The sequence below is a fragment of the Streptomyces sp. BF23-19 genome (genome assembly GCF_041106355.1).
In the GTDB taxonomy this organism is placed as follows: Bacteria; Actinomycetota; Actinomycetes; order Streptomycetales; family Streptomycetaceae; genus Streptomyces; species Streptomyces virginiae_A.
This window is the reverse complement of the sequence record NZ_JBGBPT010000075.1, coordinates 1-11,365: the sequence shown is the minus strand read 5'-3', so window position 1 is coordinate 11,365 and position 11,365 is coordinate 1. Positions and strand designations below refer to the sequence as shown.

13 protein-coding genes and 1 pseudogene are annotated in these 11,365 nt (G+C 72.6%); 3 read left to right on the top strand and 11 right to left on the bottom strand.

What is annotated here, in order from left to right; genetic code table 11:
• Position 1: 1 nt before the first annotated feature.
• The gene (locus tag AB8A24_RS32585; protein WP_328963713.1) at positions 2–160 is read left to right on the top strand and encodes a toxin-antitoxin system HicB family antitoxin; all 159 of its coding nucleotides are present in this window, start codon (positions 2–4) and stop codon (positions 158–160) included.
• Positions 161–244: 84 nt separating this feature from the next.
• Positions 245–1,060, top strand: a complete 816-nt coding sequence (locus AB8A24_RS32580; RefSeq protein WP_328963712.1) for a CoA ester lyase — start codon at positions 245–247, stop codon at positions 1,058–1,060.
• A gap of 197 nt (positions 1,061–1,257) precedes the next feature.
• Here AB8A24_RS32580 and lgt read toward each other — a convergent pair whose 3' ends face one another.
• From lgt to hisI, 11 genes and pseudogenes are all read right to left on the bottom strand, one after another.
• On the bottom strand, positions 1,258–2,250 hold the full coding sequence (lgt, locus tag AB8A24_RS32575) for a prolipoprotein diacylglyceryl transferase (protein ID WP_328966020.1): 993 nt from the start codon (positions 2,248–2,250) through the stop codon (positions 1,258–1,260).
• 322 nt (positions 2,251–2,572) lie between these two features.
• A pseudogene (locus AB8A24_RS32570) lies at positions 2,573–3,364 on the bottom strand (DsbA family protein); the annotation flags it as partial.
• Between the two features lie 108 nt (positions 3,365–3,472).
• A complete protein-coding gene (trpA, locus tag AB8A24_RS32565) occupies positions 3,473–4,288 on the bottom strand; it encodes a tryptophan synthase subunit alpha (RefSeq protein ID WP_328963711.1) in 816 nt (271 codons plus the stop codon).
• Positions 4,285–5,526 (bottom strand): tryptophan synthase subunit beta, encoded by a 1,242-nt coding sequence (gene trpB, locus AB8A24_RS32560; protein ID WP_161288391.1) that lies wholly within the window; start codon positions 5,524–5,526, stop codon positions 4,285–4,287. The genes trpA and trpB overlap by 4 nt, the downstream gene beginning before the upstream one ends.
• 205 nt (positions 5,527–5,731) lie before the next feature.
• Positions 5,732–5,941 carry a tryptophan biosynthesis modulator TrpM gene (gene trpM, locus AB8A24_RS32555; protein ID WP_030724550.1) on the bottom strand — a complete coding sequence of 70 codons (210 nt, stop codon included), beginning with the start codon at positions 5,939–5,941 and terminating at the stop codon, positions 5,732–5,734.
• Between the two features lie 8 nt (positions 5,942–5,949).
• Entirely contained in the window at positions 5,950–6,759 is an 810-nt protein-coding gene (trpC, locus tag AB8A24_RS32550; protein ID WP_030012837.1) for an indole-3-glycerol phosphate synthase TrpC, read from the bottom strand.
• A gap of 172 nt (positions 6,760–6,931) precedes the next feature.
• The gene (locus AB8A24_RS32545) at positions 6,932–7,432 is read right to left on the bottom strand and encodes a DUF2752 domain-containing protein (protein ID WP_328963710.1); all 501 of its coding nucleotides are present in this window, start codon (positions 7,430–7,432) and stop codon (positions 6,932–6,934) included.
• Positions 7,433–7,516: 84 nt separating this feature from the next.
• Complete coding sequence (locus tag AB8A24_RS32540) at positions 7,517–7,768, bottom strand: HGxxPAAW family protein (RefSeq protein WP_328963709.1); 252 nt, start codon at positions 7,766–7,768, stop codon at positions 7,517–7,519.
• 111 nt (positions 7,769–7,879) lie between these two features.
• Positions 7,880–8,554, bottom strand: coding sequence for a TIGR02234 family membrane protein (locus AB8A24_RS32535; RefSeq protein WP_369478296.1), 675 nt, complete (start codon positions 8,552–8,554; stop codon positions 7,880–7,882).
• A 14-nt stretch (positions 8,555–8,568) separates the two neighbouring features.
• Positions 8,569–10,059, bottom strand: a complete 1,491-nt coding sequence (locus AB8A24_RS32530; protein ID WP_328963707.1) for an anthranilate synthase component I — start codon at positions 10,057–10,059, stop codon at positions 8,569–8,571.
• A gap of 15 nt (positions 10,060–10,074) precedes the next feature.
• Positions 10,075–10,443, bottom strand: a complete 369-nt coding sequence (gene hisI / locus AB8A24_RS32525) for a phosphoribosyl-AMP cyclohydrolase (protein ID WP_030724538.1) — start codon at positions 10,441–10,443, stop codon at positions 10,075–10,077.
• A 91-nt stretch (positions 10,444–10,534) separates the two neighbouring features.
• On the opposite strand from hisI, the gene AB8A24_RS32520 reads away from it, so the two are divergent.
• Positions 10,535–11,167 carry a TIGR03085 family metal-binding protein gene (locus tag AB8A24_RS32520; RefSeq protein ID WP_328963706.1) on the top strand — a complete coding sequence of 211 codons (633 nt, stop codon included), beginning with the start codon at positions 10,535–10,537 and terminating at the stop codon, positions 11,165–11,167.
• The last annotated feature ends 198 nt before the right edge of the window (positions 11,168–11,365 follow it).

The window sequence follows — 11,365 nt, the reverse complement described above, 5'->3', positions numbered from 1 at the left end:
CATGGATGAAGAGAAGCGCATCACGCTCCGGCTGCCCGCCGACCTGCACGCATGGCTGGCCGCTCAGGCCAAGTCCGCCCGCAGGTCCCTCAACTCCGAGATCGTCTATCGCCTGGAGGTCGAGCGCGCCGCCGCCGTGGCGGACGCCGAGTCGCCCTGACCGCGATTCGGCTTTCCCTGCTCTGCTCCGCAGGGGTCCGATTCCTCCCCGGCCTGAAGGCCTGGGCATCCTCGGAGGCACAAGGTGATCCTGACCTGGCTGTACGCGCCCGGCGACCGTCCGGAGGTGGTCGCCAAGGCCCTCGGCTGCGGGGCGGACGCCGTCATCGTCGACCTGGAGGACGCGGTACCGGCCTCGCGGAAGGAGTACGCCCGCGCGGCGACCGCCGAGCTGCTCACCGAGCGGCCCCCACTGCCCGTCCACGTCCGCGTCAACGCCCTGGGCTCCCCCTGGGGCGGCGCGGACCTCACCGCCCTCGGGGGGCTGCACGGGCTCGCGGGGCTGCGGCTGCCCAAGATCAGCGCCCCGGCTCAGATCACGGCCGTCGCCGACCGCACCGGCGGGGTGAGCCTGCACGCCCTGCTCGAATCGGCGGTGGGGGTGGAGCGCGCCTACGAGATCGCCCGCGCGCACCCCGCCCTGCGCGGGCTCTCCCTCGGTGAGGCGGACCTGCGGGCCGATCTGGCCGTCAGCGCGGAGACGGGCCTGGACTGGTGCCGCTCCCGGGTGGTGGTCGCGGCCCGGGCCGCGGGTCTGACGCCCCCGGCGCAGTCGGTGTTCCCCGACATCCGGGACCTGGAGTCGCTGGCCGTCTCGTGCGCCCGGGGCCGTTCCCTGGGGTTCCTCGGCCGGGCGGCGATCCACCCGCGCCAGCTCCCGGTGATCGAGCGGGCCTACCTCCCGGAGCCCGAGGAGGTCGACGCCGCCGTGGAGGTGCTGAGCGCGGCCCGGGCCACGCCGGGCGCGCTGGCCCTGCCCGACGGCCGGTTCGTGGACCCGGCGGTCGTGGCGGCGGCGCACCGCACCCTCGCGCTCGCCGCGCGCGAGGCCGCCCGCTGACCCCGCCCTCCGCCGCCTCGGACCCCGCCCAGGGGCTCCGGCCCCGGACCCCGCGCCTCAAACGCCGGCGGGGCTGAATTCGGCGGCTCCGCCTCCTGGGGGCCGGCACCGGCGCCGGCCGGCTGCTGGAGTGGCGGCGGGGAACGCGAAGGGGGGTGCCGCGGTCTGCGTGGCACCCCCCTCATGGACCGTTGCGGTCAGCGCTTGCCGGCCTCCGGGGCCTCGGCCTCGGAGGGCGCGTCCTTCGTGAGGACCGGCGTCTTGGCCTCGGCCGGCTCGGGCTTCGCCGCGTCGGCGGCGTCCGAGGGCTTGGCCTCGGCAGCGGTGTCGGCGTCGGCCGGAGCCGCGTCGTCACCGTCCTTGTCGCCGGAACCCTCCCGGTCCGGTTCGACGACCGTCTCGCGGCCCGGCCGCAGCTTCGCCGACAGCACCAGGTAGACGACCGCCAGGACGAAGACGACGATCGAGGTCCAGACGTTCAGCCGGACGCCCAGGATGTGGTGCGCCTCGTCGACGCGCATGTACTCGATCCAGCCGCGGCCGACGCAGTACGCGGCGACGTACAGGGCGAAGGCCCGTCCGTGGCCGAGCTTGAAGCGGCGGTCGGCCCAGATGACCAGCAGCGCGACGCCGACGCACCACAGCGACTCGTACAGGAAGGTCGGGTGGTAGGTCCCGGCGTCCCGGTTCGGGCCCGCGGTGATCTGCACCGCCCACGGCAGGTCGGTGGCCCGGCCGTACAGCTCCTGGTTGAACCAGTTCCCCCAGCGGCCGCAGGCCTGGGCCAGCGCGATACCGGGGGCCAGGGCGTCCGCCCAGGCCGGCAGCGGGATCCCGCGCAGGCGACAGCCGATCCAGGCACCCACGGCGCCGAGCGCGATGGCGCCCCAGATGCCGAGTCCGCCCTCCCAGATCTTGAAGGCGTCGACCCAGTTGCGGCCCTCGCCGAAGTAGAGCTGGTAGTCGGTGATCACGTGGTACAGGCGACCACCGACCAGGCCGAAGGGCACGGCCCACACGGCGATGTCCGCGACCGTGCCCGGCTTTCCGCCGCGCGCGATCCATCGCCTGTTGCCGAGCCAGACGGCGACGAAGACGCCGATGATGATGCAGAACGCGTAGCCGCGGAGCGGGATCGGTCCGAGATGGATCACGCCGGTCGACGGACTGGGGATGTAAGCAATGTCCATGGCAGACATGACGCTACCTTGCCGGGCGGTGCCTACCGCAACCCGCCCGGCAGGACGAAACCAAATCCAGACATGGAACGGGCCTCGGTCAGTCCTCCGAGGACCCGCTGGAGGAGGAGGTGGAGGAGCCGCCGGAGGCCCCACCGGTGGACCGGTTCGCGGACCCGCCGGACGACCCGCCGGACGACCCGCCGGACCCGCCCGACCCGGTGCGCGAGGCCGACGGCGAGGCCTTCGCCCCGGCCTTGGTCCCGGATCCGGGGGTCGAGCTCGTCGACGGTGAGGCCTTCCCGCCCCCGGCTCCGGCGTCCGCGCCTCCCGTGCCCTTGGCCGCGGCTTCCACCTGCTCCTTCAGCTTCTGCGGGGTCACCTGGTTCGCCTGGTCGGAGAGGATGTCCTTGCCGTTCAGCAGCACGGTGGGGGTGCCCCGGAACTGTCCGGCGGTGAAGGCGCCGTCCGACTTGGCCACCCAGCTGTTGTGCGTGCCGTCCTCGAGGCACGAGCGGAACTCGGGGGTGTCCAGCCCGTCGACCTTGCCCGCCAGTTCCAGCAGCTTCGCGTTCTTGCCGAAGGCGTCGTCGATCTCCTGCGGCTGGTTCTGGAAGAGGAGGTCGTGGTAGGCGGTGAACTTGCCGGCGTCCTGCGCGCAGGCGGCCGCGTTGGCCGCCTTCAGCGAGCCGCTGCCGCCCATCCTCCGGTCGATGAGCGTGACCAGGTGGTAGTCGACCTTGAGCAGCCCCTTGGCCTCCAGGTCGTGGATGACGTCGCGGTAGTTGTCCTCGAAGAACTTGCAGGAGGGGCAGCGGAAGTCCTCCCACACGGTGAGGGTGGACTTCGCCTCGGGCGGGCCCGAGCGGATGGCGAGGGCGTCCTTGCCGGTGGCCCCGGAGGGGGCGACCACCGGGCCCGCCTTGGCGGAGCCGCTCTTGCCGGTGTTGGCCGCGATCACGCCCACGACGGTCGCCAGGGCGAGGACGCCGACCACCGCCGACGCCACGACCAGGGTCCGTCGGCGCTTGTCCCGGGTCTTCTGCCGCTCGCGCTCCACGAGGAGTCGTTCCCGGGCCGATCGTTTCGTCGCATCGCGGTTCGCACCGTCGTTCTTCTCGCTCACGTTCCGCCAAACGAAGCAGGGAGGCACTCGCGTGCCTCCCTGCCCGCACTTCCACCCGATCGGGCTACAGAACCCGATCAGACATCCGTGCCCGTGCTCGAACGCGCGTCAGCTCCGGCGTACGCCTTCCGCGAGTTCGCCCGCGAGCGCGCGTACCGCGTCCAGCCCGGCCGGCAGGTCCGGCGCGTCCAGGAGCAGCTTCACGAAGGCCGAGCCGACGATGACGCCGTCGGCGAAGCCCGCGACCTCCTTGGCCTGGACGGCGTTGGAGACGCCGAGGCCGACGCAGACCGGCAGGTCGCTGGTGGCGCGGGTGCGGCGCACCAGATCGGCGGCCTGGTCACCGACGGACTCGCGGGTGCCGGTGACTCCCATGAGGGAGGCGGCGTAGACGAAGCCGGAGCCGGCCGCCGTGATGGTGGCCAGGCGCGCGTCCTTGCTGCTGGGAGCCACGACGAAGACGGTCGCCAGACCGTGCTTCTGCGCGTGCTCGCGCCACAGCGCGGACTCCTGCACCGGCAGGTCGGGCAGGATGCAGCCGGCGCCGCCGGCCGCCGCCAGCTCGGCCGTGAACCGCTCGACGCCGTAGCGGTCGATGGGGTTCCAGTAGGTCATCACCAGGACCGGGGCCCCGGTGGCCTCGTGCGCTTCGCGGACCGTGCGAATCACGTCGGCGATCTTGACGCCACCGCGCAGGGCGATGTCGTCGGCGGTCTGGATGATCGCGCCGTCCAGCACCGGGTCGCTGTGCGGGAGGCCGATCTCGACCACGTCCGCGCCGCCCTCGATGACGGCCTTGACCGCCTCGATGGCTCCGTCGACCGTCGGGAAGCCCGCCGGCAGGTAGGCGACGAGGGCCGCGCGGTCCTCGGACTTCGCCTTGGCGAGGGTGTCGCTCAGCAGCTGGAGGTTGCCGGTACTCACTTGTTCTCCCCCTCGCCGTCGTACAGCCCGAAGTAGCGGGCCGCCGTGTCCATGTCCTTGTCGCCGCGACCGGACAGGTTGACGACCAGCAGGCCGTCCTTGCCCAGTTCCTTGCCCAGGTCGAGGGCGCCCGCGAGGGCGTGCGCCGACTCGATCGCCGGGATGATCCCCTCGGTGCGCGAGAGCAGGCGCAGGGCCTGCATCGCGGCGTCGTCGGTGACCGCGCGGTACTCGCCGCGGCCGGAGTCCTTGAGGTAGGAGTGCTCCGGGCCGATGCCGGGGTAGTCCAGGCCGGCCGAGATGGAGTACGGCTCGGTGATCTGGCCCTCCTCGTCCTGGAGGACGTAGGAGCGGGAGCCGTGCAGGATGCCCGGCTCGCCGGCGGTCAGCGTGGCCGCGTGCTCGCCGGTCTCGACGCCGTGCCCGGCGGGCTCGAAGCCGACCAGGCGGACGTCGGCGTCCGGGATGAAGGCGTGGAAGAGGCCGATGGCGTTGGAGCCGCCGCCGACGCAGGCCGCGACGGCGTCGGGCAGCCGGCCGGCGCGCTCCAGGATCTGGCGGCGGGCCTCGACGCCGATGACCCGGTGGAAGTCGCGGACCATGGCGGGGAAGGGGTGCGGGCCGGCGACCGTACCGAAGAGGTAGTGGGTCCGGTCCACATTGGCGACCCAGTCGCGGAACGCTTCGTTGATGGCGTCCTTGAGCGTCCGGGAGCCGGACTTCACCGCGATGACCTCGGCGCCCAGCATGCGCATGCGGGCCACGTTGAGGGCCTGGCGCTCGGTGTCGATCTCGCCCATGTAGATGACGCATTCGAGGCCGAAGAGCGCGCAGGCGGTGGCGGTGGCCACGCCGTGCTGACCGGCGCCGGTCTCGGCGATGACGCGGGTCTTGCCCATGCGCTTGGTGAGCAGCGCCTGACCCAGCACGTTGTTGATCTTGTGCGAGCCGGTGTGGTTCAGGTCCTCGCGCTTGAGGAAGATCCGGGCGCCGCCGGCGTGCTCGGCGAAGCGGGGCACCTCGGTGAGGGCGCTCGGCCGGCCGGTGTAGTTGACCATGAGGTCATTGAGCTCGGCCGCGAAGGCCGGGTCGCCCTTGGCCTTCTCGTACTCGACGGCGACCTCGTCCACGGCGGCGACGAGCGCCTCCGGGATGAACTTGCCGCCGAAGTCGCCGAAGTAGCCCTCGGCGTTGGGAACGTGACCCTCCGGGTCCGGGATGAAGAACTCGCTGGACATGTCCAGTGCTCCTACGGGTGCGAGATGCGGCGGGGTGGATTCACCGTATTGCGCCGTCCGCCCGTGGCGCGCACACCCCGCTGGGGGATGTCGTGCGGACGGTGCGGAGCGGCCCGCGTCCGGAGCCGGCGGCTCGGGACGTCAGGCCGTACGAGAGCTGCGTGCGGCACGGTACGTCTCGCGTACCGGGCCGCGGCGGCCCTCGTTACAGCGCGCCTCCGCGGCGCCATCGCATGCCGTTGACCTGACCGGGCTCGGAGCCGATCACGTACCGGACCCGCCGCCCGTGCACACGCCGGGCCGGGGCGCGGCAGCCGCGGGGGCGGCAGCCGCGCGCCAGGGGCGCGTGCGCCGTCGGCACGCCGACCGGGCGGGAGCCCGGTCGGTTGCGGACGGAGGAGCGGTCGTGGGTCATGGGTGGGGTCAGCTCCGCCCGTGGCGCAGGGCGGGGTGGGCGCCGGCGGCGACGAGGTCGGCCACGGCCGCCTTCGGGTCGCGTCCGGTCACCAGGGACTCCCCGACGAGGACGGCGTCGGCGCCCTCGTTGGCGTAGGCGATCAGGTCGTGCGGGCCACGGATGCCGGACTCGGCGATCTTGACGATGTGGTCCGGGATCTCGCCGACGACGCGCTCGAAGGTGGAGCGGTCGACCTTGAGGTCCTTGAGGTTGCGGGCGTTGACGCCGATGATCTTGGCGCCGGCGGCGACCGCGCGCTCCACTTCCTCCTCGTCGTGGACCTCGACGAGCGGGGTGAGACCGATGGACTCGGCCCGCTCGATGAGGGAGACGAGGGCCTCCTGCTCCAGGGCCGCGACGATCAGCAGGACGAGGTCGGCGCCGTAGGCGCGGGCCTCCCAGAGCTGGTACGCCGTGACGATGAAGTCCTTGCGCAGGATCGGGATGTCCACGCGGGCGCGGACGGCCTCCAGGTCGGCCAGCGAACCGCCGAATCGGCGCTGCTCGGTGAGGACGGAGATGACCGCCGCACCGCCAGCCTCGTAGTCGGCGGCGAGCCCGGCCGGATCGGCGATGGCGGCCAGCGCACCCTTGGAGGGGCTGGACCGCTTGACCTCGCAGATCACCTTGACGCTGTCGCCGCGCAGGGCAGCGACGCCGTCCTTGGCCTGGGGCGCCTTGGCGGCACGCTCCTTGAGCTCGTCGAGGCTCACGCGGGCCTGCCGTTCGGCAAGGTCTTCGCGGACCCCTTCGATGATCTCGTCGAGCACACTCACGCGAGCGGCCCCCTTCCGGGTCGATGACGGTCGGCCGCCTTGCAGACACGTACAACAGCAAGGTCGACATTCAAATGGTATCCGCAGGAGGCGTTGCCCTCCGCACGCGGTTGACGACGTCCCAGTAACTGGACATTCGGAATCCGTGCTTCATAGGGCCTGCCCAGGGGGCTCAGGGTGCCAGTGCGGAGCCGAAAGAGAGATTTCGGACAATGACGAAAACCAGTGCCAGGGCTCCGAGCGCCCACCAGGCCTTGGGGCGCAGGACGATCCTCGGGGTCGACCCGCCGCGGAAGGCGCGGACCAGCCACAGGGCCATGAACCCGGCGAAGACGAAGTAGCCCACGACCGCGAACGCGTTCGCCCCGAGGGCGGTGACCAGGTCGCCGTGCGCGAAGGCGTGCGCGCTGCGCAGGCCGCCGCAACCCGGGCACAGGACGCCCGTCATCCGGAACAGCGGGCACACCGGGTAGTGGCCGGGCTCGTTGGGATCCACGGTCCCCACGTACGCGAAGGCGGCGGTGACCCCGGCCAGGTAGAACGCCGGGACGGCGAGCCGCCGGGCCCGGGACGGCCGCACGACGGGCCGCCCCGGCGCCTCGGGTACGGGCGCCGGCGACGGCGGGGCATCGGGGGTACGGAAGGCGTCCACCTGCTGATTCTCTCCGCTCATGACAAAAGGCGCAGCCCGGCGGGGCCGCGCCTTTCGGTCGCGTTGCTTCGAACCGCGTCGCTACGAACCGCGCCGCTCGCGCGCTCAGACCTTGGCGGGAACCTTGGAAGCGGCGATGACCTCGGCGAGGTCCTTGTGGGCGGCCTTCGGCGCACCCAGGCCCGCGGCCCTCATCCCGAGACCGACGACACCGCCGAGCGCGACGACGACGAGGCCGGCCCAGAAGCCGAGCGGGTTCGCGATCACCATGAAGGCGCCGGAGATGCAGAAACCGATGAAGGCGATGATGACACCGGTCCAGGCGGCCGGGGTGTGTCCGTGGCTAGTGCCCGCCATGAGTTGCTCCTCGTTGCTCTGTCGCGCTGCTGTGTCGAACGTGCCGTCCGTGTCGGACGCTCGGCGACCATTGTCCCGCACCGGGCGGCCTCGCCGTCCAGGGGGGTCGGGTCAGTGGGCCCGGTCGGCGCCCGGGTCTCCGGTCGGGTCCTCGCCGCGGTCCAGAGCCTTCCACAGATCTTCCGGCCGGTCCGGATCAACCGCCGCGACAGTCCGGGCGCGCGGGCTGCCGTCACGCTCGTAGCGGCCTCCCATCGCGGGCCAGGTCCGGCCGAAGCGCAGGGCCAGCACACCGGCCGCCAGGATCAGGACCGCGCCGGCGGCCGTGACGTAGGGCCAGGTCGTCTGGGTCAGCCCGGCCACGTGCGCGGCACTGTCGGCGGTCGTCCGGGCGGCCTGCGCGTCCAGGACCCGGCGGCCGTCGCTGCCGAGGACCGCGGACAGCGCCGCCCCCAGACCGCTGAGCGCGAGCAGCCCGGACACCAGCAGCCGGCTCCTGCCGCGTACGGCGAAGACGGCGACCAGTGCGGCCAGGCCCACGATGGCCAGCGCCGCGGGCAGGCCGGTGACGGCCCGCCCGTCGGCGGTCAGCTGGAGGGAGTCGCTGCCGATGGCGGCGGTGCCCCGGGCCCAGGTCCGGCCGGAGGCGAGCAGGACGACGGTGGCGCCGAGGGCGCCGAGCAGCAGGGCGACGGCCACGCTGCGGCGGCCGCCGGGGCCGTGGGTCGCCTCGGGTTCGGCGTCGGCTTCGGTTCGGGGTGGGGGTACGGCACTCACGTACCCCACTATCCCCTACGCCCTCAGGCGCTGTGGAGGCGGTTGGCCGCTCCCACCGCGCGCAGCACGGCGGCCGCCTTGTTGCGGCACTCCTTGTCCTCCAGCTCCGGCACCGAGTCGGCGACGACACCGGCCCCGGCCTGCACGTACGCCGTGCCGTCGCGCAGCAGCGCGGTGCGGATGGCGATGGCCGTGTCGGAGTCCCCGGCGAAGTCCAGGTAGCCCACGCAGCCGCCGTAGAGGCCGCGGCGCGAGGGCTCCAGCTCCTCGATGATCTGCATGGCCCGCGGCTTGGGCGCGCCCGAGAGGGTGCCGGCCGGGAAGCAGGCGGTGAGCACGTCGAAGGCGGTCTTGCCCTCGGCGACGCGCCCCGTCACGGTGGAGACGATGTGCATGACGTGGGAGTAGCGCTCGATCGACATGAAGTCGACGACCTCCACCGACCCTGGCTCGCAGACCCGGCCGAGGTCGTTGCGACCCAGGTCGACGAGCATCAGGTGCTCGGCGCGCTCCTTGGGGTCGGCCATCAGCTCGTCGGCGAGGTCGTTGTCCTCCTGCGGGGTCGCGCCGCGGTGGCGGGTGCCGGCGATGGGGTGGACCATGGCCCGCCCGTCCTCGACCTTGACCAGCGCCTCCGGGCTGGAGCCGACCACGTCGAAGCCGTTCTCGAAGCGGAAGAGGTACATGTACGGGGACGGGTTCGTGGCGCGCAGCACCCGGTAGACGTCCAGCGCGGAAGCCTGGCAGGGGGTCTCGAACCGCTGCGAGGGCACCACCTGGAAGGCCTCGCCGGCCCGGATGCGCTCCTTGATGTCCTCGACGGCGTCCTGATACTTCTCGCCGCCCCAGAGCGCGGAGAACTCGGGCAGCTCGGAGGCGGGCAGCGGCGTGGGGGTGTACGGGGCGGGGCGCGCGAGGTCGGCCTCCATCGCGTCGAGCCGGGCCACCGCGTCCGCGTACGCCTCGTCCACGCCGGTGTCGAGGTCGTTGTGGTTGATGGCGTTGGCGATGAGCTGAACGGTGCCGTCCCAGTGGTCCATGACCGCCAGGTCGGAGGTGAGCAGCATGGTCAGCTCGGGCAGCTCCAGGTCGTCGGCGGTGTGCTCGCCGATGCGCTCCAGGCGGCGCACGATGTCGTAGCCGAGGTAGCCGACCATGCCGCCGGTGAAGGGGGGCATGGCGCCCGCGAGGTCGCGGGGGGTGTGCAGCGCCTCGACGGTGGCGCGCAGGGCCTCAAGGGGATCGCCGTCGGTGGGGACGCCGACGGGCGGGGTGCCGATCCAGTGCGCGCGGCCGTCCCGCGAGGTCAGGGTGGCGTCGCTGCGGACCCCGATGAAGGAGTACCGGGACCAGGAGCGGCCGTTCTCGGCGGACTCCAGGAGGAAGGTGCCGGGGCGTTCGGCTGCCAGCTTGCGGTAGAGCCCGACGGGGGTGTCCCCGTCGGCCAGCAGCTTGCGGCTCACGGGGATGACGCGGCGGTCGGCCGCGAGCTTGCGGAACGTCTCAAGATCCATTTCGGGGGACCCTACCTAGTCGGCTGCGCGGAGGAGGACATCTTCGTCGAAACAGGTGCGTGCCCCGGTGTGGCAGGCCGCTCCGACCTGGTCGACCCGGACGAGCACGGTGTCGGCATCGCAGTCGAGCGCGACGGATTTCACGTGCTGGAAGTGGCCGGACGTGTCCCCCTTCACCCAGTACTCCTGGCGGCTGCGGGACCAGTAGGTGCAGCGGCCGGTGGTCAGGGTGCGGTGCAGGGCCTCGTCGTCCATCCAGCCGAGCATGAGCACCTCACCGGTGTCGTACTGCTGGGCGATGGCCGGGATCAGGCCGTCCGCGGAACGCTTGAGGCGCTCGGCGATGGCGGGGTCGAGATTGCCGGGGCGGGGGGACGTACTCATGTGGACATTGTGCCGGGCCGGGGCGGGAGTGATGATCCCCGTCCGTCTGATGAGCGGGTGTTCGGCGGGTTCCCGCCGTAGGCTGGCCCGCATGTCTACCCATGCGAAGCGTGAACGCCTGCTCCTGGCGGACCTGTTGGAGGCGGCCGGTCCGGAGGCCCCCACGCTGTGCGACGGCTGGACCTGCCGCGACCTGGCCGCGCACGTGGTGGTGCGCGAACGGCGGCCCGACGCGGCGGGCGGCCTGCTGCTGAACGTGCTGAAGGCCCGCCTGGACAAGGCGATGGAGGAGTACACGGCCAAGCCGTACGAGGAACTGATCCAGTTGATCAGGACCGGTCCGCCGAGGATGTCGGTGTACGCGCTCAAGCAGATCGACGAGGCGGCGAACGCGGTCGAGTTCTACGTCCACGCGGAGGACGTCCGGCGGGCGCAGCCGGACTGGTCCCCGCGGGACCTGGACCCGGTGTTCTCCGACGCGCTGTGGTCCCGACTGGAGAAGCTGGCACGGCTGACGGGGCGCCGCTCGCCGGTGGGCCTGGTGCTGAGGCGCCCGAACGGGCAGACGGCGGTGGCGCACAAGGGCGCGCCGGTGGTCACCGTGACCGGCGAGCCGGGCGAGCTGACGCTGTTCTGCTTCGGCCGACAGGCGGCGGCGTCGGTGACGCTGGACGGCGACAAGGAGGCCGTGGCCAAGCTGACGGTAGCCGCCCTGGGCATCTGACCCGGCCGCTGCCCTGGCCGGGCGGGTGCGGGTCCCGTCCCGGGTGCGGTCCGGTGGCCGCCGTTGCCCTGGCCGGGCGGTGCGGGTCCCGTCCCGGGTGGTGCGGGTTCGTTGTCCGGGTGCGGCTCGGTGGTCGCGCCTCAAGCGCCGGCGGGGCTGGGTTTGGCCGTCCTGGGCGGGGTCGGGGTGTGGAGGTGG

Coding starts and splice junctions, on each gene's coding strand:
- AB8A24_RS32585 (WP_328963713.1), top strand. CDS start 2: ATGGATGAAGAGAAGCGCATCACGCTCCGGCTGCCCGCCGACCTGCAC.
- lgt (WP_328966020.1), bottom strand. CDS start 2,250: ATGGACATTGCTTACATCCCCAGTCCGTCGACCGGCGTGATCCATCTC.
- trpB (WP_161288391.1), bottom strand. CDS start 5,526: ATGTCCAGCGAGTTCTTCATCCCGGACCCGGAGGGTCACGTTCCCAAC.
- trpM (WP_030724550.1), bottom strand. CDS start 5,941: ATGACCCACGACCGCTCCTCCGTCCGCAACCGACCGGGCTCCCGCCCG.
- AB8A24_RS32545 (WP_328963710.1), bottom strand. CDS start 7,432: ATGAGCGGAGAGAATCAGCAGGTGGACGCCTTCCGTACCCCCGATGCC.
- AB8A24_RS32540 (WP_328963709.1), bottom strand. CDS start 7,768: ATGGCGGGCACTAGCCACGGACACACCCCGGCCGCCTGGACCGGTGTC.
- AB8A24_RS32530 (WP_328963707.1), bottom strand. CDS start 10,059: ATGGATCTTGAGACGTTCCGCAAGCTCGCGGCCGACCGCCGCGTCATC.
- hisI (WP_030724538.1), bottom strand. CDS start 10,443: ATGAGTACGTCCCCCCGCCCCGGCAATCTCGACCCCGCCATCGCCGAG.
- AB8A24_RS32520 (WP_328963706.1), top strand. CDS start 10,535: ATGTCTACCCATGCGAAGCGTGAACGCCTGCTCCTGGCGGACCTGTTG.